Annotated in this window: 22 protein-coding genes and 1 other annotated feature; of the genes, 19 read left to right on the top strand and 3 right to left on the bottom strand. The window is 46.9% G+C overall.

Annotation, left to right across the window (positions count from 1 at the left end; genetic code table 11):
* Positions 1-8 precede the first annotated feature (8 nt).
* From argB to OQ477_RS09675, 6 genes are all read left to right on the top strand, one after another.
* Positions 9-785 carry an acetylglutamate kinase gene (gene argB / locus OQ477_RS09700; protein ID WP_265972228.1) on the top strand — a complete coding sequence of 259 codons (777 nt, stop codon included), beginning with the start codon at positions 9-11 and terminating at the stop codon, positions 783-785.
* The gene (locus OQ477_RS09695) at positions 782-1,939 is read left to right on the top strand and encodes an acetylornithine transaminase (protein ID WP_265972227.1); all 1,158 of its coding nucleotides are present in this window, start codon (positions 782-784) and stop codon (positions 1,937-1,939) included. Before argB ends, OQ477_RS09695 begins: the two co-directional genes overlap by 4 nt.
* Before the next feature lie 69 nt (positions 1,940-2,008).
* On the top strand, positions 2,009-3,067 hold the full coding sequence (locus tag OQ477_RS09690) for a carbamoyl phosphate synthase small subunit (protein WP_007409132.1): 1,059 nt from the start codon (positions 2,009-2,011) through the stop codon (positions 3,065-3,067).
* A complete protein-coding gene (locus OQ477_RS09685) occupies positions 3,060-6,155 on the top strand; it encodes a carbamoyl phosphate synthase large subunit (RefSeq protein WP_265972226.1) in 3,096 nt (1,031 codons plus the stop codon). Before OQ477_RS09690 ends, OQ477_RS09685 begins: the two co-directional genes overlap by 8 nt.
* Positions 6,143-7,114 (top strand): ornithine carbamoyltransferase, encoded by a 972-nt coding sequence (gene argF / locus OQ477_RS09680; protein ID WP_265972225.1) that lies wholly within the window; start codon positions 6,143-6,145, stop codon positions 7,112-7,114. Before OQ477_RS09685 ends, argF begins: the two co-directional genes overlap by 13 nt.
* A gap of 75 nt (positions 7,115-7,189) precedes the next feature.
* Positions 7,190-7,369, top strand: coding sequence for a YjzC family protein (locus OQ477_RS09675; protein ID WP_003155070.1), 180 nt, complete (start codon positions 7,190-7,192; stop codon positions 7,367-7,369).
* Between the two features lie 36 nt (positions 7,370-7,405).
* On the opposite strand, the gene OQ477_RS09670 is transcribed toward OQ477_RS09675, so the two are convergent.
* Complete coding sequence (locus tag OQ477_RS09670; protein ID WP_032874447.1) at positions 7,406-7,591, bottom strand: YjzD family protein; 186 nt, start codon at positions 7,589-7,591, stop codon at positions 7,406-7,408.
* Between the two features lie 260 nt (positions 7,592-7,851).
* On the opposite strand from OQ477_RS09670, the gene OQ477_RS09665 reads away from it, so the two are divergent.
* From OQ477_RS09665 to OQ477_RS09650, 4 genes are all read left to right on the top strand, one after another.
* Positions 7,852-8,586, top strand: coding sequence for a hypothetical protein (locus OQ477_RS09665; RefSeq protein ID WP_007610576.1), 735 nt, complete (start codon positions 7,852-7,854; stop codon positions 8,584-8,586).
* Between the two features lie 82 nt (positions 8,587-8,668).
* Positions 8,669-9,235, top strand: coding sequence for a hypothetical protein (locus OQ477_RS09660; protein ID WP_265972224.1), 567 nt, complete (start codon positions 8,669-8,671; stop codon positions 9,233-9,235).
* 89 nt (positions 9,236-9,324) lie between these two features.
* Entirely contained in the window at positions 9,325-10,278 is a 954-nt protein-coding gene (locus OQ477_RS09655; RefSeq protein ID WP_007610578.1) for a BMP family ABC transporter substrate-binding protein, read from the top strand.
* A 12-nt stretch (positions 10,279-10,290) separates the two neighbouring features.
* Complete coding sequence (locus OQ477_RS09650; RefSeq protein WP_061581907.1) at positions 10,291-10,482, top strand: ComZ family protein; 192 nt, start codon at positions 10,291-10,293, stop codon at positions 10,480-10,482.
* A 28-nt stretch (positions 10,483-10,510) separates the two neighbouring features.
* Here OQ477_RS09650 and OQ477_RS09645 read toward each other — a convergent pair whose 3' ends face one another.
* Positions 10,511-10,729, bottom strand: a complete 219-nt coding sequence (locus tag OQ477_RS09645; protein WP_007610579.1) for a hypothetical protein — start codon at positions 10,727-10,729, stop codon at positions 10,511-10,513.
* Positions 10,730-10,896: 167 nt separating this feature from the next.
* On the opposite strand from OQ477_RS09645, the gene OQ477_RS09640 reads away from it, so the two are divergent.
* From OQ477_RS09640 to OQ477_RS09600, 9 genes are all read left to right on the top strand, one after another.
* A complete protein-coding gene (locus OQ477_RS09640; RefSeq protein ID WP_007409122.1) occupies positions 10,897-11,835 on the top strand; it encodes a beta-ketoacyl-ACP synthase III in 939 nt (312 codons plus the stop codon).
* A gap of 22 nt (positions 11,836-11,857) precedes the next feature.
* Positions 11,858-13,096 (top strand): beta-ketoacyl-ACP synthase II, encoded by a 1,239-nt coding sequence (gene fabF, locus OQ477_RS09635; protein WP_007610580.1) that lies wholly within the window; start codon positions 11,858-11,860, stop codon positions 13,094-13,096.
* Between the two features lie 82 nt (positions 13,097-13,178).
* On the top strand, positions 13,179-13,964 hold the full coding sequence (locus OQ477_RS09630; RefSeq protein WP_029325951.1) for a DUF2268 domain-containing protein: 786 nt from the start codon (positions 13,179-13,181) through the stop codon (positions 13,962-13,964).
* Positions 13,965-14,137: 173 nt separating this feature from the next.
* On the top strand, positions 14,138-15,124 hold the full coding sequence (locus OQ477_RS09625) for an ABC transporter ATP-binding protein (RefSeq protein WP_029325950.1): 987 nt from the start codon (positions 14,138-14,140) through the stop codon (positions 15,122-15,124).
* Complete coding sequence (locus tag OQ477_RS09620) at positions 15,121-16,110, top strand: ABC transporter ATP-binding protein (protein ID WP_007610590.1); 990 nt, start codon at positions 15,121-15,123, stop codon at positions 16,108-16,110. The genes OQ477_RS09625 and OQ477_RS09620 overlap by 4 nt, the downstream gene beginning before the upstream one ends.
* Before the next feature lie 77 nt (positions 16,111-16,187).
* Positions 16,188-17,816, top strand: coding sequence for a peptide-binding protein (locus OQ477_RS09615; protein ID WP_025851951.1), 1,629 nt, complete (start codon positions 16,188-16,190; stop codon positions 17,814-17,816).
* A gap of 75 nt (positions 17,817-17,891) precedes the next feature.
* Entirely contained in the window at positions 17,892-18,842 is a 951-nt protein-coding gene (gene appB, locus OQ477_RS09610; RefSeq protein WP_007610596.1) for an oligopeptide ABC transporter permease AppB, read from the top strand.
* A gap of 14 nt (positions 18,843-18,856) precedes the next feature.
* A complete protein-coding gene (gene opp4C / locus OQ477_RS09605; protein ID WP_007610598.1) occupies positions 18,857-19,768 on the top strand; it encodes an oligopeptide ABC transporter permease in 912 nt (303 codons plus the stop codon).
* Positions 19,769-19,916: 148 nt separating this feature from the next.
* Entirely contained in the window at positions 19,917-20,669 is a 753-nt protein-coding gene (locus tag OQ477_RS09600) for a YjbA family protein (RefSeq protein ID WP_265972217.1), read from the top strand.
* A gap of 31 nt (positions 20,670-20,700) precedes the next feature.
* On the opposite strand, the gene trpS is transcribed toward OQ477_RS09600, so the two are convergent.
* The gene (trpS, locus tag OQ477_RS09595) at positions 20,701-21,693 is read right to left on the bottom strand and encodes a tryptophan--tRNA ligase (protein ID WP_012117281.1); all 993 of its coding nucleotides are present in this window, start codon (positions 21,691-21,693) and stop codon (positions 20,701-20,703) included.
* Between the two features lie 55 nt (positions 21,694-21,748).
* Positions 21,749-21,960, bottom strand: a binding site (T-box leader).
* Positions 21,961-22,119: the final 159 nt, after the last annotated feature.

The raw sequence follows: 22,119 nt of genomic DNA, 5'->3' as shown, positions 1-22,119 counted from the left end.
GGAGCGGCATGAAGAAAACCATCGTTTTTAAGTGCGGCGGAAGCGTAATCCGCGAGTTATCCGCCGATTTTTTTCAAAATGTAAAAGAGCTTATGCAATCGGGCTGGAACATTGCCGTCGTCCATGGAGGCGGCCCGGACATTTCAAGAATGCTGAAAACATTGCAGATTGAAACGGAATTTGTCAATGGACAGCGGAAAACGACCAAACCGGTGCTGGAAACAGCGGAAATGGTCTTGTCAGGGACGATCAATAAATTTTTCGTAACCGAACTCGCGAAAAACGGGCTGAAAGCCGCGGGAATATCAGGAAAGGACGGCGGTCTCCTTCAAGCATCTTACCTTAATCAAGACAAATACGGAGAAGTCGGCGAAATACAAAAAACCGATCCGTCAATCATTCACGCATTAATGAAAGAAGGCATCATTCCCGTTATCGCTCCGCTTTCCATGACAAGTGATTTCGAAACGCTGAACGTCAACGCAGACGCAGCGGCATCGGCCGTCGCTTCAGCCTTACACGCCGATAAACTTTTATTTGTCACGGATGTCGAAGGAATTATGGACGGAGAGAACAGGCTGGATACTTTGACGCCGCAAGAGATTCAGGCCCTCATAGATGACGGCGTGATTTCAGGAGGGATGATTCCGAAGGTAAACTCGGCATTATCGGCACTGAGTGAAGACGTCGAGGAAGTGCTGATCGTAAACGGAAAAGGAGCGTTTTTCACCGATCAAGCCTTCCAAGGAACAAAAATCGTCAAAGAAAAGGAGAGCGTGTCATGAGCAGTCTATTTCAAACCTACAGCCGCTGGCCCATCGATATCAAAAAAGCGAAAGGGACAATTGCAGAGGATGAAAACGGAAAAACGTATCTCGATTTTATTCAGGGCATCGCCGTTTCCAATCTCGGCCATTGTCATGATGAGGTCACAGAAGCAGTGAAAGAACAGCTTGACAGCGTATGGCACGTTTCCAATCTGTTTGAAAATGATCTTCAGGAAAAAGCCGCGGCAAAGCTTGCCGAACATAGCGCGGGAGATCTCGTTTTCTTCTGCAACAGCGGAGCCGAAGCGAATGAAGGCGCCATTAAGCTTGCCCGTAAAGCAACGGGAAAGACAAAAATTGTAACATTTCATCAATCCTTTCACGGACGGACCTATGCGGGGATGGCCGCCACCGGACAAGACAAAATCAAGATCGGTTTCGGACCGATGCTTGAAGGCTTTCACTATCTTCCGTTCAATGATCCGTCGGCATTCAGCACGCTTTCAAAAGAGGATGATATCGCCGCCGTCATGCTTGAGACGGTGCAGGGAGAAGGGGGAGTCAATCCCGCCGACCCGGAATTCATCGAAGCCTTACAGACATTTTGCAAAGACAAACAGGCGCTGCTTATCGCAGACGAGATTCAAACCGGAATCGGCCGGACGGGCAAGGCATTCGGCTATGAGCATTTCGGCATCTCGCCGGACATCATCACTGCTGCGAAAGGGCTTGGAAACGGTTTTCCCGCCGGAGCCGTGATCGGCAAAAAGAAGCTTGGAGACGCCTTTACGCCGGGTACGCATGGTACGACTTTCGGCGGCAATAAGCTTGCCATGGCAGCTGTGAAAGCAACCTTGGATATTGTGTTTCAGCCGGACTTTCTTCAGGCGGCGGCAGACAAAGGATCATTTTTAAAAGCGCAGCTGAACCATGAACTGACAGGGCCTTTTGTAAAAGAAATCCGCGGAAAAGGGTTATTGATCGGCATTGAATGCGCAGGTCCCGTGTCCGGCATCATCGGAGATCTGCAGGAACGCGGGCTTCTCGTGCTTCCGGCCGGACCGAATGTCATCAGGCTGCTCCCGCCGCTTACGGTTTCTGAAGAAGAAATGCTGTCGGCCGTCAGTATGCTGAAAGCAGCGATCGAAGCGCATTCGGCAGTGAAACGGTAATTTTTTTTCGGTATAAAAGTATAAAAATTCATATTTTTAATTAATTATTCATCAAGAGGTGGGCTTTAGATGAAAGGCTATTTAGTATTGGAAGACGGAACATCATTCGGCGGTGAACTTGAAAAAGAGGCCCGCTGTGTTGGCGAAGCTGTTTTTTTCACCGGAATGACGGGCTATCAGGAAGTGCTTACAGACCCGTCATATAAGGGCCAGATCGTCGTCTTTACGTATCCGCTGATCGGAAACTACGGAATTAATGAAAAAGACCTCGAAAGTAAGATCCCTCAAGTCAAGGCTGTTGCCGTCTATGAAGCGTGTGAACATTTTTCTCACCATGAAGCAGTCTCAAGCTTGAGAGAGTATTTAAATAAATGGAACATCCCGCTCTTAACCGAAGTGGACACACGGGCCGTCGTCAAAACCATCCGCTCCGGCGGCACGATGAACGCTGCCGTGTCAACAACAGGAGAGATTCCCGCAGCATCCGGAACAGAAAACCCGGCGGAGCTGGCGCAGTCTGAAGACATCACGTCAATGGGGAACGGAGACCGGCATATTGCGCTCATTGATTTCGGTTATAAAAAATCAATCGCCTCGTCACTTGTAAAGCGCGGCTGTAAAGTAACGGTCATTCCGTATCAGCAGATGAACGCTGTTTACGACATTCAGCCCGACGGAATCGTGCTCTCAAATGGCCCGGGCGACCCGAAAGCGATTGCGCCGTACATGAACCGGATTACATCATTACTCAGTGATTTCCCCGCACTCGGCATTTGCCTCGGGCATCAGCTGATTGCCCTGGCTTTCGGAGGAAATACGTATAAGCTGCCGTTCGGCCACAGGGGTGCCAACCATCCCGTCATTGACCGGAAAACGAAACGGGTGTTTATGACAAGCCAGAACCACAGCTATGTCGTCGATGAAGCATCAATTGACGAAAACGAGCTGTCCATCAGATTTCATCATGTCAATGATACATCAGTGGAAGGGCTCATTCATAAGCGCCTTCCCGTATTAAGCGTCCAGTTCCACCCTGAAGCTCACCCCGGACCGGCTGAGAGCGAGTGGATATTTGATGAATTTCTAGAGAAAGTGATACCAGCAAGGAGAGAAATCGCTCATGCCTAAAGATACAACCATTTCCAGCATATTAGTCATCGGCTCCGGCCCCATCATCATCGGCCAGGCGGCTGAATTTGATTATTCAGGAACGCAGGGCTGCATGGCTCTGAAAGAAGAAGGATACCGCGTTATTCTAGTCAACAACAACCCGGCAACGATTATGACGGATGAGGCGTTTGCCGATGAAATATATTTTGAACCGCTCACAACCGACAGCATCGAGGCTATTATTGAAAAAGAAAAACCGGACGGTCTGCTTGCCAATTTGGGCGGCCAGACGGCATTGAATTTAGCCGTTAAGCTTGAAGAAGCAGGCGTGCTGAAGAAGCATCACGTCAAGCTTTTGGGAACATCGGTGGAAACCATTCAAAAAGGCGAAGACCGGGAGCAGTTCCGCGCCCTGATGAAAGAGCTCGATCAGCCCGTTCCGGAAAGCGAAATCGTCGACAACGAAGAAGACGCCCTCCGCTTCGCTGAGTCTATCGGATTTCCGGTCATTCTGAGACCGGCGTACACGCTAGGCGGAAAGGGAGGCGGAATCGCGAAAACGAAAGAATCGTTTCAGACGCTTATTAAACAGGCGCTGTTAGCAAGCCCGATCAGCCAATGCCTCGTCGAAAAAAGCATCGCCGGTTTTAAAGAAATCGAATATGAGGTCATGCGCGACAGCAATCATACATGCATCACCGTCTGCAATATGGAAAACATTGATCCCGTCGGCGTGCATACAGGGGACTCCATCGTCGTCGCACCGTCCCAGACGTTAACGGATGAAGAATATCAGATGCTGCGTTCAGCAAGCCTGGCGATTATTTCGGCGCTGGATGTAGTCGGCGGCTGCAACATTCAATTTGCGCTGGATCCGTTCAGCAAACAGTACTATGTCATTGAAGTGAACCCGCGTGTCAGCCGCTCTTCAGCTCTCGCGTCAAAAGCGACCGGCTATCCGATTGCCAAAATGGCGGCGAAACTTGCCGTCGGCTATACGCTTGATGAACTGAAAAATCCGCTGACGGGCTCTACTTATGCAAGCTTTGAACCGGCGCTTGATTATGTCATCGTCAAATTCCCGCGCTGGCCGTTTGATAAATTTAAACATGCCGACCGCACGCTCGGAACGAAGATGAAAGCGACGGGAGAGGTCATGGCGATCGAAAGAAATATGGAAGCGGCCATTCAAAAAGCGGCGGCCTCCCTTGAGCTGAAAACGATCGGCACCCGACTGCCTGAACTCGGCGGCTGTACGATCAATCAGCTGTGGGAATTAGCGGTAACGCCGGATGACCGGAGATTTTTCGTCGTCATGGAACTGTTAAGCCGCGGTGAAACGATAGAAGACATCCATGCCAAAACGAAAATTGACCCGTTTTTTCTCCATGTGTTCCGAAATATCATCACATTGGAAAACAAGCTGATGGAAGAAGGGGATCATCTGTCTGCCCCGCTTTTAAAGCAGGCGAAGGTAAAAGGCTTCACGGATGTCATGATCGCATCTCTCACGGGAAAAACGGAAGAAGACATCCGTGCTCTCAGAAAGAAATCAGGCATCGTCCCGTCGTTTAAAATCGTAGATACATGCGCCGCTGAATTTGATGCCAAGACGAATTATTTCTACTCCACCTACCTCGGGGAAAGCGACGGAGATATCAGCCGAAAAGAAAAAAAACGCGCCCTCATCATCGGCTCAGGCCCGATCCGCATCGGTCAGGGAGTGGAATTTGATTACAGCGCCGTCCACGGCGTTCTGACCCTGCAAAAGCTGGGGTATGAAACGATTATGATCAATAACAATCCGGAAACAGTAAGCACGGATTATGAAATCGCCGACCGGCTTTATTTTGAACCGCTGACGACAGAACATATTTTAAACGTGGCGGAACATGAAAACATTGATTTTGCCATCGTCCAGTTTGGGGGACAGACCGCGATCAATGCCGCTGAACCGCTGGAAAAAGCGGGCATTCCGCTGCTCGGAACATCCTTTGAAACCCTTGATGCGCTGGAGGATCGGGATCTGTTTTATCAGCTGCTTGATGACCTTGACCTGAAACATGCCAAAGGCGAAACCGCTTATTCAAAAGAAGAAGCAACGGAAAAAGCAAGCCGAATCGGCTACCCCGTGCTGATCCGTCCGTCTTATGTCATCGGTGGGATGGGCATGATCATCGTTGATTCAGAAGCGCAAATGTCAGAACTGCAGGAAAATGAAGCGGGCATGCCGTATCCGATTTTGATCGATCAGTACATTACAGGAAAAGAATTGGAGATCGATCTGATTTCCGACGGACATGAAGTATTCGTGCCGACTTACACAGAGCACATTGAGCGCGCCGGCGTCCATTCGGGCGACAGTTTTGCGATTCTTCCGGGTCCGTCTGTCACACCTGATATGCAGCGGAATATAAAAGAGGCCGCCGAAAAAATCGCGGTAAAACTGGCTTTTAAAGGCATCATGAACATTCAGTTTGTCATTGATGACAAAGGGGATATTCTCGTTCTTGAAGTGAACCCGCGGGCAAGCCGCACGGTTCCTGTCGTGTCTAAGGTGATGGGGGTGCCGATGATCCCGCTTGCCGCCAGATTGCTGGCCGGCGCTTCCCTTAAAGACATCAAGCCCGAGGTTCAAAATCAGCACGGAACGGCAGTGAAATTCCCGGTTTTTTCTTCTCACGCCATTCAGGATGTGGACGTAAAGCCCGGGCCGGAAATGAAGTCGACCGGAGAAGGCATGTGTGTCGCGTTTGACGCAGAAAGCGCCCTGAAAAAAATCTACGCGCACGTCTGGGAGAAAAAAGGCAGCATCTATCTGGAAGGCTGTGATGCGGAATTGGAACGTCAGGCTCAAGAGGCGGGATTTACCGTATGCAAAGATGCGTTCCCGGCATGGGCAGAGCGAAAGGATAAAGCGGTCCATATCAATTTCAATCACTCTGAAGAAGCGCGTAAACAACGGATCGAAGCCATGACGCACGGTGTGACGGTCTTTACTGAACCGGAAACCGTAAAGGCATTTTTAGCAAGCGGCTCCGGCAAACCTCAGCCTGTATCGCTCAAAGATCTTTATCAAAAGGAAGTGGCATCATGCACACAATAAAAGCGGAACACACATTAACCCATTTGTACGGCAAAGATTTTCTTTCCTTAAAAGATGTCAGCCCGTCAGACATCAATGCGCTTCTGACAGAAGCTTCATTATTAAAACAACATCCGATACAGCCGATTTTCCAAGGGAAAACATTGGCGATGATTTTTGAAAAATCTTCAACCCGCACACGTGTGTCTTTTGAAGCGGGAATGGCCCAGCTCGGGGGAACGGGACTATTTCTTTCAAGCAGCGACCTGCAGCTTGGGCGGGGGGAGACGGTCGCGGATACGGCGAAGGTGCTGTCCGGATTCGTTGCTGCCATTATGATCCGCACCTTTGAACATGAAAAAGTCGAAGAGCTTGCCGAGCATGCAGACATTCCCGTCATAAACGGGCTGACCGACCGGTATCACCCGTGTCAGGCACTCGCGGATCTGTTAACGATACAAGAAATAAAAGGAGAAATGAAAGGAGTAAAGGTTGCCTATATCGGTGACGGAAATAATGTGGCGCATTCACTTATGATCGGCTGCGCAAAAATGGGCTGTGACATTGCGGTTGCTTCGCCGAAAGGCTATGAAGCAGAGGAAGAGGCGGTGGATGCCGCGAAAGAAGCGGCGGCTGTTTCCGGAGCGAAAATCACCCTTACCGAAAATCCGCAGGAAGCGGTGCGGGATGCAGACGTGATTTACTCCGACGTCTTCACGAGCATGGGGCAGGAGGAAGAGACGCAGCAGCGGCTGAATGTGTTTGCCCCGTATCAAGTCAACGCCTCACTCGTCAGTCTCGCCAAACCCGACTATACATTTTTGCATTGCCTGCCCGCGCATCGGGAGGAAGAGGTCACGTCCGAGATTATCGATGGCCCGAACTCTGCGGTATTTCAGCAGGCGGAAAACCGGCTTCACGCGCAAAAAGCGCTCCTGAAAGCTCTTCTTTACAAACAGGATGAACAAAAAAACCGCTGAATCTCATTCAGCGGTTTTTGATATTTCTCCGCATACAAGCGCATACTACATAAAAAAGAAAAAGGAGGAAATGACGTGGGACAGCAGCATCAATTCCGCCCGGGACAAAAAGCGCCGAATAACGGTGTGTACGTTGAAATCGGCGAAACGGGAAGCATGGTCAAAAACCCGCAAAAAATCAAGCTTACGGTGGGAGAAATGTTCCCTGAAACTTCAAACCATAACAGATTGTGGACGTATCAACGAAAACCGTGAACACAAAAAAACCTGCTGAATAGCAGGTTTTTTTATTTAATGCTGGTTTGCATCCTGTTTGACAGGCATGATCTCCGCAAGAACAAAGACTAGCACCGCAATAACCACGGCGATAACGGATGATTGCTTGAAATTGTACGCCGCGCTGTTCATGGAGGCGATCAAATAACAGGCCATATGTGTTAAAAGGAACGTCCAAATAAAACCGATAACTAACCGCACGTTTCCACCTCGTCCTTCATTTTATTCTACGTTGTATCATACCATACATAAGGCGCGGGCGGAAGGTCATTTTCTCATCAAAAAGCGCGCCTGAAACTGACATGTGCCCGCCTGTCCAGCCGTCTGAAGGGAAATTCGGTTCCTGTGCTTGGGATAATAGCCAAAACATAGCAGCAAATAGGAGTTTATCCGATCCGTTTTCATTCTTCTTACATATGATAGCCAATAGAGAGATTAGGAGTAAAAGGAGGCGGGCAGGCATGGGGATTACGGAAAGATTTTTCCAATTCGGATCTGAGCTGAACGTCATCCATCTGCCGTATCGGCCGAACGGCTTCTGTATCTTTATTCTGGGGGACAGAACCCACTTTGTCAGCCGGGACTCAAGCTTTTGGCTCGAACATGAAGGGAGAAAGCAGCTGTTACATGTGCTGCTTGACAGAGGGTACACCATTTTTAACAGCAATTTATACGGACGGCATTGGGGTTCGGAAAAAGCCGTCCTTTACGCCAGACAGCTGATGCATTATGTGCTGAAACAAGAAACCCTCAATCCGAAAATACACTTGCTCGCAGAAGGCATGGGCGCCCTTATCGCCGATCAATTGCTGCAGTCTTCACCGGAGCATATCCGTTCAGCCGCAATGTTAGATCCTTGTCTTGATCTTCAAGCCCATTTTGAATCAGAGAAAGAAAATAAGTTTTTTTATAAGCAGTTCCTGAGGGAAACGGCACAAAGCTTCGGTGTTTCTGAAAAAGAGGCAAGCTCACTGAGCTATCAGACCATTACCGGTTGCCGCACCCGCGTGCCGGTACATATATGGCAAAGAACGACCGGAGCGCCGTACCCGTACACCCTGCATGCGAACGCGTATAAAGAAGCCCGGGAAAAGACCGGAAGCAAGACTGATATCACGTATCACCTGCTTGAGAACCCTGCGCGTATGTACAGAGCCATCTGCCGGTTTTTCCGCAGTCATGAAAAAGACCTGTAATGAATAGAATACAACAGCCATCTCTTTTCAGAGGGCTGTTTGGCTTGTGTGCGAATGAAAAACCGGAAAGGCGGCAGATGTGATGAAGACAGCGCTGATCATTGGAGCAGATGAATTTCTCGGCCTTTCATTGTGCGAACGGTTGATGGATGAGGGTGTGCATGTCGATGTCATTTTGGCAGAACCGGAGGACAAAACGAGGCAGCTGTATTTAGAAGAACGTTTAATGTGGCTCGCGAGAAACGGGCTTTTTCAAATAATAGATGAAATCGGTGAAAAGGAATACGATCGTATCTGCGTTCAATACGGGAGCGGGTGTCTGCCTGAAGAAAGGGCTGAGCCTTTATATTGGATTGTTTACAGTGAGGATCACGGAGACTGGGAAAACAACGGTCAGCGGGATACGGCAAAAGCGATTATCCTTCCTCCCCTCTACGGTCCGTGGACAGAAGCAAAAGAAGATGGCGAAAGCAGGATCTATTTAGAAGACGCAGTCTGCGGGCTGATGAATCAGCTTGAGGCTGACGGCACAGAAGACGAAAATCAGATTATTACCCTGGAAATAAAAGAAAAAACGCAAAAAACGGAAGCAAAAGAAAAAATTCAAGAGTGGAAAAGACAATTTTCATCAATATTCGACATTTTTTAAGAAATACCTTCCATGTTATGTGCATTACCGCTACAATAAACGTATATCAATTATACATGTTATGAGTTTGAAAAGGGGTTGAACATGGCTTGATCACCAGGCTTGTCATGATCTTTTCTCTCCTCCTTTTATTGAGCGGATGCGCACAAACTCCGTTTAAAGGAAAAATTGAGAAGGTCGGAATGCTTTTTCCCGATACCATCAGTGACTTGGTATGGGGCACAAAAGGTTACAAAGGTTTATTAGCGATACAATCTGAATTTAACGTTGACGTTTATTATAAAGAAAATATCAGATCCGATGAAGATATTTTAAAAGCGATAGATGATTTTCATAAAAAAGGAGTCAATCTTTTATACGGGCACGGAAATGAATACGAGGAAATCTTCAATATGATCAGCAAGGATTATCCCGACATGGAATTCGTCGTCGCAAACGGAACGGCGAAAAGCGATAATGTCACAAGCGTTCACCTTATGGGTGAAGCAATGGGCTTTTTTGGGGGAATGACGGCCGCCCATATGTCAAAAACCAATGAGGTAGGCGTCATCGCCTCCTTTTTGTGGCAGCCTGAAGTAGACGGCTTTATCAAAGGGGCGAAATATGAAAAGCCTGATATCACCGTCAATACTGAATTTACGGACCACTGGGATAACGGCAATGAAGCGCTGCATCTATACGAGAAGTTAAAAGCGGAAGGCACGGATGTTGTATATCCGGCCGGAGACGGGTATAATGTTCCTGTCATTCAGCAAATCAAAAAAGACGGGCTTTACGCCATCGGCTATGTCGCCGAGCAATCGAATCTCGGTAAAAACACGGTGCTGACAAGCACGGTGCAAAACGTAGATAAAGCCTATACATTAATTGCCGAGCAATATAATAAAGGTACGCTCAAGAGCGGAGATCACAACTTTGATTTCAGGGAAGGAGTCGTTGAAATGGGGACGTTCAGCCCTCTGGTGGACAAAGCATTTCAAGACAAAATCTCAGACCTTGTCAAAACGTATAACCGAACAAATGAACTGCCGTCAAATGAATAGAGGTGGATACACATGCAGCATGAAAAGTCTCTTGAATTTATGCAGATCGCGATGAAATATCTGCCGGAAGCAAAGGCGAAGCTTGAGAAATCCGGCATAGATCTGTCTATGGAAATGATTCAGCCGTTTATGGACCTGTTTACATCGGTCATGGCGGAAGCGTATGAGCTTGGCAGATCTGATGCCGGGGAGCTGAATAAATAAAGAGAGCCACTTTTCATGAAGTGGCTTTTCACATGATTTTTTTCTTTATAGCGGACACCATCGGCGCGAAGTCTTTAAAAACGGGCTTTAATTGATCCAGAGAGTTCATGATGGACCCCAGCTGATTCATCACGTGGTTGTAATCGATCTCTTCTTCGTTTTCAGCCTGAGGCTGCTCAGGGGTTTCTTCCGGTTCTTTATCCCGGTCTCTGGAATCGCCGAACATCATTTTGGAGAATATATCCATAGTGAAGCCTCCTTTCGTCTTCCTTTTATTCTATGAGGAGCAGCGTCCGATAGTTTAGACGAATATATTGCCAACAGAAAAAAAATAGGGTAGAATTAGTACCTGATACTAATAATTGATCATAACTAATTAGTTTTAAATTCATTATAAAAAAGGAGTCTTTTCCAATGAAAGCTGGAATTCTTGGCGTCGGCCGTTACATCCCGGAAAAAGTGCTGACAAATCATGATCTTGAACAAATGGTAGATACATCGGACGAGTGGATTCGTACGAGAACAGGTATAGAAGAAAGAAGAATCGCCGCGGAAGATATGTATTCATCCGGCATGGCCGCTGAGGCTGCGCAAAAAGCGCTTGATCAGGCCGGCATTTCCGCTGAGGAGCTTGATATGATCCTCGTGGCGACGGTTACTCCTGACCAGTCTTTCCCTACCGTTTCCTGTATGATACAAGAGAAGCTCGGGGCCAAAAAAGCGTGCGCGATGGATATCAGCGCCGCATGTGCGGGTTTTATGTACGGTATCGTAACCGCCAAACAATTCATTGAATCGCAAACATACAAACATGTCCTCGTGGTCGGCGTGGAAAAGCTCTCAAGCATTACCGACTGGGACGACCGCAATACGGCTGTGCTGTTCGGAGACGGAGCCGGAGCGGCGGTCATCGGACCGGTCAGCGACGACAGAGGCATACTGTCATTTGAGCTCGGAGCAGACGGTACAGGCGGCCAGCACTTGTACTTAGATGAAAAAGGGCATACAATCATGCATGGAAGAGAAGTATTCAAATTCGCCGTCCGGCAAATGGGTGAATCGAGTGTAAATGTCATTGAAAAAGCCGGCCTCTCCAAAGAGGACGTAGACTTTTTGATTCCGCATCAAGCAAACATCCGCATCATGGAAGCGGCACGGGAACGTTTGGAGCTTCCGGTTGAAAAGATGTCTAAAACAGTCCATAAATATGGAAACACATCCGCAGCATCCATTCCGATTTCATTAGTAGAGGAACTGGAAGCAGGTAAAATTAAAGACGGCGACGTCATCGTCATGGTCGGTTTCGGCGGAGGATTGACATGGGGCGCCATAGCAATACGCTGGGGACGATAAAAAAAAGTGAGGTGCACACAAGATGAGTAAAAAAAGAGTAGTCGTTACAGGGCTTGGAGCCCTGTCTCCGCTTGGAAACGACGCCGAAACAAGCTGGAAAAATGCAATCGGCGGCGTATCCGGAATCGGACCGATCACACGTGTGGAATCGGACGAGTATCCGGCGAAAGTAGCTGCTGAACTGAAAGATTTCAATATTGAAAATCACATGGATAAAAAAGAAGCGCGAAAAATGGACCGCTTCACGCAATACGCTGTCGTAGCCGCGAAAATGGCCGTTCAAGATGCCGGTCTTAACATCACAGACGAGATCGCGCCGAGAGTCGGCGTTTGGGTCGGGTCCGGAATCGGCGGTCTTGAAACGCTTGAATCCCAATTCGAAATCTTCCTGACAAAAGGGCCGAGAAGGGTCAGCCCGTTCTTTGTTCCGATGATGATTCCTGATATGGCGACAGGCCAAATCTCAATCGCTCTCGGAGCAAAAGGAGTCAACTCCTGTACGGTGACGGCATGTGCGACGGGAACGAACTCTATCGGTGACGCGTTTAAAGTCATTCAGCGCGGCGATGCCGATGCGATGATTACGGGCGGAACAGAAGCGCCGCTGACAAGAATGTCATTTGCAGGCTTCAGCGCAAACAAAGCCCTTTCTACAAATCCTGATCCGAAAACGGCAAGCCGCCCGTTTGATAAAAACCGTGACGGCTTTGTCATGGGAGAAGGCGCGGGGATCATCGTGCTTGAAGAGCTTGAGCATGCCCTTGCCCGCGGTGCGAAAATCTACGGGGAAATTGTCGGCTACGGCTCAACGGGTGACGCCTACCACATTACCGCGCCTGCCCAAGACGGGGAAGGCGGTGCGAGAGCGATGCAGGAAGCAATCAAAGATGCGGGCATCAAGCCTGAAGAAATTGACTACATCAACGCTCACGGCACAAGCACGTACTACAATGATAAATACGAGACAAAAGCCATTAAGACCGTTTTCGGTGATCATGCGTACAAGCTTGCCGTCAGTTCGACAAAATCAATGACGGGTCATTTGTTAGGCGCTGCCGGAGGAATTGAAGCAATCTTCTCCGTCATGGCCATTAAAGACGGCATTATCCCGCCGACGATTAACATCGAAACACCTGATGAAGAGTGTGATTTAGATTATGTACCGGACAAAGCGCGCGAGCAGGATGTCAACGTCGTTCTCAGCAACTCGCTCGGCTTCGGCGGACATAATGCCACTTTGATCTTTAAAAAATATCAATAATACAGTTTTGACCGGCTGCCTGAAAAAGGTGGCCGGTTTTTTTGTGCGTGCATATGATAACAACAAGAGGAGGCGAACCGGTATGAGCGTCAAGCAGACATATCAATGGATGGAAAAGGCGGCATCCGTAAATGATCTGGCCCCGCATCTTTTGCCGCTTTTTTCAGGGGCCGATAAGAAAGAGTGGAAGCCGATACTCGGGATGCTGCAAAACCACGGCATGTTCCGCCATTTGAAGGACGGCGTTAGGACCAGTAAACGGCTGAAAGAAAAAGGATGCTACAGTCATATTCAAAAGGAGGAAGCCTATTTAAAGGAGAAGTGGAACGGGCCGGACGTGCCGATCGTAGTTTTGCCCGTCGATGAACGAAACCGGAAAATCCGTCAGGAATTCGGATCAAAATCCGGTCTGGCCTTTCGGGACAAAATGTTCCTCTTTCTATCGTCGGATAGTTCCAATTCAGCTGTATCCGCCCTTATGACACATGAATATAATCACGTCTGCCGGTTAGAACATGTGACAAAGGACGAAAAAGATGAGACATTTCTTGATACAATCATGATGGAGGGGCTGGCAGAATATGCTGTATATGAGCGGTTCGGCTCAAGTCTTACGGCGGAATGGACGTCCTACTATACGCCTGAGCAGCTTGATTTTCTGTTTGAAAAAAGAGTCAAGCCGAACCTCCGCTTAACGAGAGACAGCAGAATGTTTTCCCAGCTGTTATACGGAAAAGGATACTTCCCCTCAATGCTCGGCTATGCTGTCGGATTCAATATAGTAAAAAAATATTTAACCGACCATCAAAAAACAGTAAAAGAAGCATTGGCTATCCCTTCAAAAACCTTTCTGGAGGCAACGCATTAATAGATTAAAAGAATGGAAATTATTTAAGGATATTACATTTATCCTAAAAAATTCTTGCTTTTGTAATAATGATGTAATAATATACAACTATAAAATTTTTCGACTATTCTATATTTTGTGATAGCGAAACGTATGTTTCCCTCTGCTTCAGCGGAATGAGAAAGGGGCGTATCATGAGCACACTATTAGAAGTGAATAATTTAAAGACCTATTTTTTCAGAAAGAAACAGCCGATCCCCGCAGTCGACGGGGTTGATTTTCACATTAACAAAGGCGAAACCGTCGCTCTTGTAGGAGAATCCGGCTCGGGCAAAAGCATCACCTCGCTTTCTATTATGGGACTTGTCCAAGGCTCGGGCGGAAAAATTATGGACGGCTCGATTAAGCTTGAAGGCAGGGACCTGGCCTCCTTCACCGAAAACGAATATTGCAAAATCCGCGGAAATGACGTCTCTATGATCTTTCAGGAGCCCATGACTTCCCTGAATCCGGTGCTGACCATCGGCGAACAAATTACCGAAGTGCTTGAATACCATAAAAAAATGAATAAAAGAGAAGCGGCTAAAAAAGCCGTTGAGCTTCTGGAGCTCGTCGGATTCTCCAGAGCGGAACAAGTGATGAAAGAATATCCGCACCGTCTTTCCGGAGGGATGAGACAGAGGGTGATGATCGCCATCGCGCTCAGCTGCAATCCGAAGCTTCTGATCGCTGATGAGCCGACGACGGCGCTTGATGTGACGATACAAGCCCAAGTATTGGAGCTGATGAAAGACCTCTGCAAAAAATTCGATACTTCCATTCTGCTGATCACTCACGATTTAGGTGTGGTTTCCGAAGCCGCCGACAGGGTGATCGTGATGTACTGCGGACAAGTCGTAGAGAGCGCGAGTGTGGAGGACTTATTTTTAAACCCTCTTCATCCGTATACCGAAGGGCTGTTAAACTCCATACCGGTGATAGATGGAGAGATTGATACATTAAAAGCGATCAAAGGCAGTGTCCCGACACCGGATAATCTTCCGGAAGGCTGCCGATTCGCCCCGAGGTGTTCAAAAGCGATGGACAAATGCAAAACAGGGCAGCCGGAGCTGATAACGCATGAAAGCGGCCGTTCTGTAAGATGTTTTTTATATGAGGAAGAGGGTGCCCAATCAAAATGACAGCTGCAGGCCAAGAAACGATTTTAGAGCTGAAAGACGTAAAAAAATATTTCCCGATCCGCTCCGGTTTTTTTCAAAGGAAAGTCGGTGATATAAAGGCTGTTGACGGCGTTTCTTTTTCACTGAAGCGCGGGGAGACGCTCGGCATCGTCGGTGAATCAGGATGCGGCAAATCAACGGCGGGAAGGACGATGATCCGTTTATACAAGCCGACAGACGGCCGGATTCTTTTTAAGGGTCAGGATATCTCCGGCTTATCAGAAGAAAAGCTGAGAAAAAGCGTCCGCAAAAACATCCAGATGGTCTTCCAAGATCCCTTCGCATCCCTTAACCCGAGGAAAACGCTGCGTTCCATTATTAAAGAGCCGTTCCAGACTCACCATATGTACAGCATGAGCGAGCGGAACGAGCGAGTGGAGGAGCTGCTGGCGAAAGTCGGTCTTCATCCGAGCTTTGCAAACCGCTATCCGCACGAATTTTCCGGAGGGCAGCGCCAGCGGATCGGGATTGCGCGGGCTCTGACGTTGAATCCCGAGCTGATTATTGCGGATGAACCCGTTTCCGCACTCGATGTCTCCATTCAGGCCCAGGTCATCAATCTGATGGAAGAACTGCAGGAAGAATTCAACCTGACCTATTTGTTTATTTCTCATGATTTGAGTGTTGTCCGCCATATCAGCGACAGAGTCGGCGTCATGTATCTGGGAAAAATGATGGAGCTGACCGATAAACACGAGCTGTACGGCAATCCGCTTCATCCTTATACGCAAGCGCTTTTGTCTTCAGTGCCCGTCACGAGAAAAAAAGACGCCGTCAAGCGGGAACGAATCATCCTGAAAGGAGAACTGCCAAGCCCGGCAAACCCGCCGAAAGGCTGCGTGTTTCACACGCGGTGCCCAATGGCCAAACCGATCTGCAAGGAACAAATCCCGGCATTTGAAGAAGCCGCTCCCGGCCATTACGTCGCCTGCCATTTATATGCCTGAAATGACAAGCTTCGAGAGGGGGTATGCCGGATTACATAACCAGTTTGCTGCATATATATCACAAAGGGGGAATTGATATGAAATTACGTAAAAGCGCACTGATGATGCTAAGTGTTTTTATGGCGCTCGCCATCTTCCTGTCCGCCTGCTCCGGCTCAAAATCCACAAGCACCGAATCCAAACCGGCAGGAAAGCCGCAAAAAGGAGGAGATTTGGTTGTCGGGTCAATCGGGGAACCCACACTTTTTAACTCTCTGTATTCTACAGATGACGCAAGTACGGATATTGAAAATATGCTGTACAGCTTTTTAACGAAAACGGATGAAAAACTGAACGTGAAATTATCACTCGCTGAAAATATTAAAGAATTAGACGGCGGCCTAGCATATGATGTGAAAATTAAAAAAGGCGTTAAGTTTCATGACGGAAAAGAACTGACTGCAGATGACGTCGTATTTACGTACAGTGTCCCTTTAAGCAAAGATTACAAGGGAGAACGCGGATCAACATATGAAATGCTGAAATCCGTAGAGAAAAAAGGCGATTACGAAGTATTGTTCAAGCTGAAATATAAAGACGGTAATTTTTACAATAATGCGTTAGACAGCACAGCCATTCTGCCGAAGCACATTCTCGGTAATGTTCCGATTGCTGATTTAGAAGAAAATGAGTTTAACAGAAAGAAACCGATCGGTTCAGGACCATTTAAGTTTAAAGAATGGAAGCAGGGCCAATATATTAAACTCGAAGCGAATAATGATTATTTTGCAGGAAGACCGTATTTAGATACTGTAACGTATAAAGTCATTCCCGACGCAAATGCTGCCGTTGCTCAGCTGCAGGCAGGCGATATTAATTTCTTTAATGTGCCCGCGACTGACTACAAAACGGCTGAAAAATTTAATAATCTGAAAGTCGTTACTGATTTGGCATTAAGTTACGTGTACATCGGGTGGAATGAAAAAAATGAATTATTTAAAGATAAAAAGGTCCGTCAGGCGCTGACAACCGCTCTTGACCGCGAGTCAATCGTCAGCCAAGTATTAGACGGAGACGGCAAGGTAGCCTACATTCCGGAATCCCCTTTATCTTGGAACTATCCTAAAGATATAGAAGTTCCGAAATTTGCGTACAACGAGAAAAAAGCGAAACAGATGCTTGCAGAAGCCGGCTGGAAAGATACAAACGGTGACGGCATCCTGGATAAAGACGGAAAGAAATTCTCGTTTACGCTTAAAACGAACCAAGGAAACAAAGTCCGTGAAGACATCGCTGTCGTCGTCCAGGAACAGCTGAAAAAAATCGGCATTGAAGTGAAGACCCAAATCGTTGAATGGAGCGCTCTCGTTGAACAAATGAACCCTCCGAATTGGGATTTTGATGCAATGGTCATGGGATGGAGTTTATCCACATTCCCAGATCAATATGACATCTTCCATTCAAGCCAGATTAAAAAGGGCTTAAACTACGTTTGGTATAAAAATGCCGAAGCGGATAAGCTCATGAAAGATGCAAAATCAATAAGTGACAGAAAGCAGTATTCAAAAGAATATGAGCAGATCTATCAAAAAATTGCGGAAGATCAGCCGTATACGTTCTTGTATTACCCTAACAACCATATGGCAATGCCGCAAAATCTTGAAGGATTCAAATATCATCCGAAACGTGAATTGTATAATATCGAAAAATGGTGGCTTGCAAAATAATTTTCCCTTAAAGGGGAGGGAGAGCGTTTTCTCCCTCTTCTGTTTTTAATAAGGAAAGTAAAGGGGGACAAGTATATGGCTGCATATATTATCAGAAGAACCTTAATGTCTATCCCGATTTTATTGGGAATTACAATTTTATCATTTGTTATTATGAAAGCCGCGCCCGGAGATCCGATGACATTAATGATGGACCCGAAGATCAGCCAGGCTGACAGAGAGCAGTTTATTGAAAAATACGGTTTGAATGATCCTCAGTACGTTCAATATTTAAAGTGGCTCGGCAACATGGTGCAGGGCGATTTCGGAACGTCTATTGTCAGAAAAGGAACGCCTGTTTCAGAATTGATTATGGCCCGAATGCCCAATACGCTGCTGCTGATGCTCGTTTCAACGATTTTGGCTCTTATGATTTCTATTCCGTTTGGTGTCCTGTCGGCAAAGCGGCCTTATTCAAAGCTCGACTATGGCATTACGTTTACCTCTTTTATAGGTCTGGCCATTCCAAACTTTTGGTTTGGATTAATTTTGATTATGATTTTATCAGTAAATCTCGGCTGGTTTCCGACCGGCGGTGTCGAGACGCTGAATGCCGATTTCAATATATTTGACCGGATTCATCATTTAATTCTGCCTGCATTCGTATTAGCTACAGCTGATATGGCCGGACTGACGAGATACACGAGATCCAATATGCTTGATGTATTAAATCAGGATTATATCCGTACAGCGAGAGCGAAAGGGTTCAAAGAGAACCGTGTATTATTTAAACACGGATTGAGAAATGCATTATTACCCGTCATTACAATTTTCGGTTTGATGATTCCCTCGTTTATCGGAGGATCTGTCGTTGTCGAACAAATTTTCACATGGCCGGGGTTAGGAAAGCTGTTTGTTGATTCAGCGTTTCAGCGTGATTATCCCGTCATTATGGCGATGACCGTCATTTCAGCTGTTCTTGTGGTCATTGGCAACCTTGTCGCTGATATTTTATACGCAGTGGTTGATCCGAGAATTGAATATTAAAAGGGGGGACATTGATGGCTGAGCTGAACACATCTCCGTCACCGGAGATCGGGCTGAAAGAAAATATTGCTGAGAAACCGGAAACCATGACAAAAATCTTTTGGGAAAAGTTTTCGAAAAATAAACTGGCGGTTGCAGGTGCTGTTATTCTGTTCGTGATTATTATGTCAGCGATTTTTGCGCCGGTGATTGCTCCTTATTCTCAAGAGCAGCAAAGCCTGCTTGATAAATTTAAAGCGCCGGGTCTTGAACATTTGATGGGAACGGATAAATTCGGGCGTGACATCTTCAGCCGTGTTCTGTACGGCGCGCGAATCTCTTTACTAGTCGGATTTGCCTCTGTTGTCGGCTCTATTTTTATCGGGACGATTTTAGGAGCGATAGCGGGTTATTTTAAAGGTTTCGCAGATGCTGTTATTATGCGGTTGGTGGATATAGTTCTTTCCATTCCTGATATTTTCTTATTGATTACGCTTGTTACAATCTTTAAGCCAGGCGTGGATAAATTAATTTTAATTTTCTGTCTGACGGGCTGGACGACAACCGCGCGTTTGGTCAGGGGAGAATTTTTATCCCTGCGATCGAGAGAATATGTATTAGCCGCTAAAACAATCGGAACAAAAACACATAAAATTATTTTTTCACATATCCTGCCCAATGCGCTGGGACCGATTATTGTGTCAGCCACTTTAAAAGTCGGATCGGTTATTCTGGCCGAATCGGCGCTGAGTTATCTCGGTTTCGGTATCCAGCCGCCGATCGCAAGCTGGGGCAATATGCTTCAGGATGCACAGAACTTTACGATTATGATTCAGGCTTGGTGGTACCCGTTATTTCCGGGATTGTTCATCCTTCTTACTGTATTGTGTTTCAACTTTGTCGGTGACGGGCTGCGTGATGCGCTTGATCCGAAAAATGTGAAATGATCTCCCGGACGGAACGGGAGATTTTTTTTGTTGGAATGCAGTCGGAAATCCAGCTCCGTAATGCGGAAATCTCATATTAAAATGGAATAATTTATCTACCCCTTGCCTATACTGTGGACAACAGTTTTTATAAAGTGAGGGGTCGAATATGTTATTTCTTCATGATGTATGGGTCAATTGGTTTGAAGGGGAAGAAAACGGCTACAATGTATGCCATTTTCACGAATGGCGGAAGGAAGACACGGTTGAGCTTTTGGATCAGACGCCGCTGCTCAGAGTGCCGTCGGTATTATTTCATTACATAGAAAACGACTTATCAGAGCTTCCGAAAGAGCTGCTTGACCAAGTCCACCAAAAGTCATACGTGCGAAAAAATCATGAGCGGACAAAGCTGGAGTATTGTTTTGTCGTGACAGACGGGATCGGCATCATTGCCGTGGATACGATCGGGTATACCATTCCGGTCAGAAAAAGCCGCCTGATTCCGAGACAGGAGCAGCTTGTTTATGAAATGGTAAAGGATGTAGAACCGGAATCGTTTCAATTTGAGCCGGCGCAATTGGACTCTTCAAAGGAATATCACATTTTGTCATTGGCGCCGGAGCATGTCAGAGGGCTGACGAGAAAAGAGCGGCAGATCAAGCAGCTGATGTTTATGGCGCTCGACCAGCTGAAAGGGCTGAAAAACCGTGCGGAAATTGTGTATTGGTACACGGAATGGAATCCGCATATGTATGAGCAGATCAAACGGATGAGCTTTGAAGAGATCTGGGACATGCTTTACAATGAAACAATTGAAGGCTGGTCAGATAAACATCTTGCGTTCTGTGAAAATTTGATTAAAGGGCAGCCGTTTTTCGAAAAGCTTTGGGAAATGGAGCAGGAATCAAAAGTGAACTAAAAAAGAGGCGGGAGAATCCCGCCTCTTTTCTTTATCTTCTTTTCCGTCCGAGACCCATGGCGTTTTCCATTTTCTTCACCATTTTGCCGGCCGTTTTGTTTGCGCGCGCCGCTCCTTCGTCGAGAATGCGGTCAAGCTCGTCGCTCTCAATTAATTCACGGTAGCGCTCTTGGATCGGTGTCAATGCGCCGATAACGACTTCGGCTAAATCGCTTTTGAATTCACCGTACCCTTTGCCTTCATATTTAGCTTCTAATTCTTCAATTGATGTGTTTCCTAAAATAGAATAGATCGTCAAAAGATTAGAAACGCCCGGTTTGTTTTCTTTATCATACTTTACAATGCCTTCAGAATCAGTCACGGCGCTCTTGATTTTCTTCTCGAGCTGCTTCGGCTCATCAAGCAGCGTGATGTATGCTTTTTGGTTCGGATCTGATTTGCTCATTTTTTTGAGCGGATCAGCCAGTGACATGATGCGCGCGCCTGATTCAGGAATTTTCACCTCAGGAATCGTGAAGATGTCATTGTATTTTTTATTAAAGCGTTCCGCCAGGTTGCGGGTCAGTTCAAGATGCTGTTTTTGGTCTTCTCCGACCGGAACAAGATCCGTTCCGTACAGTAAAATATCGCCGGCCATCAGCGGCGGATAGGTTAACAGTCCTGACACGACGGCTTCTTTGCCCTTTGACTTATCCTTAAATTGCGTCATCCGCTCAAGCTCGCCGATATATGCGACGCATTGGAGCATCCACCCCGCCTGGGCATGAGCGGGAACCTCCGACTGGATAAAGAGAGTCGCTTTCTCAGGATCAAGTCCGACGGCCACGTAAAGAGCCGCGAGATTGCGGATGTTCTTCCGCAGTTCAAGCCGATCCTGCGGAACCGTAATCGCATGCTGATCGACAATGCAGAAGTAGCCGTTGTAGTCATGCTGCAAATCGACAAATTGCTTCATTGCGCCGATGTAGTTGCCGAGGGTAACGGAACCGCTCGGCTGAATGCCAGAAAAAATCGTTTTCTTCATAGTTCTTACCTCATTTCTTAAAACATAATAAAAAAAGCCCATTCTTCCCGTAGAAAAAAGGGACGAATGAACCGTGGTGCCACCCTGATTATTCCATTACAATGGAATCGCTCGAGACGTTGGTAACGGAGGCTGCTCCGGCTGGGCCTACTAACGTTCGGTCAGCTGCTCAGAAGTCCATTCCACATTGCCCGTTACCTGCTCCCAGCACCGCAGACTCTCTTCAAACGGATGAAAATGTGTACTATTCTTCATCATCGCAATCACAACAAATGTATTTGATTGATCTATTATAAATCAATTATAGCCAAATGTCATCAGAGGAATACAAGCTTATTTCCAGTTTGCTTAAGGGGTGGAAATCCTCAAAAAGAACTGAAAATGCTTAAATGATAACGTATATCAACATTTCGTATAACGAATATT

Origin of the sequence: Bacillus sp. ChL18, from assembly GCF_026241425.1 — a bacterium.
In the GTDB taxonomy this organism is placed as follows: Bacteria; Bacillota; Bacilli; order Bacillales; family Bacillaceae; genus Bacillus; species Bacillus velezensis.
The sequence above is the reverse complement of the archived record's forward strand: the minus strand, read 5'-3'. Positions and strand labels throughout refer to the sequence as shown.

Bases quoted from the DNA above. Each gene is read 5' to 3' on its own strand.
- opp4C (WP_007610598.1), top strand. From the start codon at position 18,857: ATGGCTGAGCTGAACACATCTCCGTCACCGGAGATCGGGCTGAAAGAA.
- OQ477_RS09690 (WP_007409132.1), top strand. From the start codon at position 2,009: ATGAAAGGCTATTTAGTATTGGAAGACGGAACATCATTCGGCGGTGAA.
- OQ477_RS09640 (WP_007409122.1), top strand. From the start codon at position 10,897: ATGAAAGCTGGAATTCTTGGCGTCGGCCGTTACATCCCGGAAAAAGTG.
- OQ477_RS09620 (WP_007610590.1), top strand. From the start codon at position 15,121: ATGACAGCTGCAGGCCAAGAAACGATTTTAGAGCTGAAAGACGTAAAA.
- OQ477_RS09665 (WP_007610576.1), top strand. From the start codon at position 7,852: ATGGGGATTACGGAAAGATTTTTCCAATTCGGATCTGAGCTGAACGTC.
- fabF (WP_007610580.1), top strand. From the start codon at position 11,858: ATGAGTAAAAAAAGAGTAGTCGTTACAGGGCTTGGAGCCCTGTCTCCG.
- OQ477_RS09685 (WP_265972226.1), top strand. From the start codon at position 3,060: ATGCCTAAAGATACAACCATTTCCAGCATATTAGTCATCGGCTCCGGC.
- appB (WP_007610596.1), top strand. From the start codon at position 17,892: ATGGCTGCATATATTATCAGAAGAACCTTAATGTCTATCCCGATTTTA.
- OQ477_RS09600 (WP_265972217.1), top strand. From the start codon at position 19,917: ATGTTATTTCTTCATGATGTATGGGTCAATTGGTTTGAAGGGGAAGAA.
- OQ477_RS09615 (WP_025851951.1), top strand. From the start codon at position 16,188: ATGAAATTACGTAAAAGCGCACTGATGATGCTAAGTGTTTTTATGGCG.
- OQ477_RS09630 (WP_029325951.1), top strand. From the start codon at position 13,179: ATGAGCGTCAAGCAGACATATCAATGGATGGAAAAGGCGGCATCCGTA.
- OQ477_RS09625 (WP_029325950.1), top strand. From the start codon at position 14,138: ATGAGCACACTATTAGAAGTGAATAATTTAAAGACCTATTTTTTCAGA.
- argB (WP_265972228.1), top strand. From the start codon at position 9: ATGAAGAAAACCATCGTTTTTAAGTGCGGCGGAAGCGTAATCCGCGAG.
- OQ477_RS09695 (WP_265972227.1), top strand. From the start codon at position 782: ATGAGCAGTCTATTTCAAACCTACAGCCGCTGGCCCATCGATATCAAA.
- OQ477_RS09650 (WP_061581907.1), top strand. From the start codon at position 10,291: ATGCAGCATGAAAAGTCTCTTGAATTTATGCAGATCGCGATGAAATAT.
- argF (WP_265972225.1), top strand. From the start codon at position 6,143: ATGCACACAATAAAAGCGGAACACACATTAACCCATTTGTACGGCAAA.
- trpS (WP_012117281.1), bottom strand. From the start codon at position 21,693: ATGAAGAAAACGATTTTTTCTGGCATTCAGCCGAGCGGTTCCGTTACC.
- OQ477_RS09645 (WP_007610579.1), bottom strand. From the start codon at position 10,729: ATGGATATATTCTCCAAAATGATGTTCGGCGATTCCAGAGACCGGGAT.
- OQ477_RS09660 (WP_265972224.1), top strand. From the start codon at position 8,669: ATGAAGACAGCGCTGATCATTGGAGCAGATGAATTTCTCGGCCTTTCA.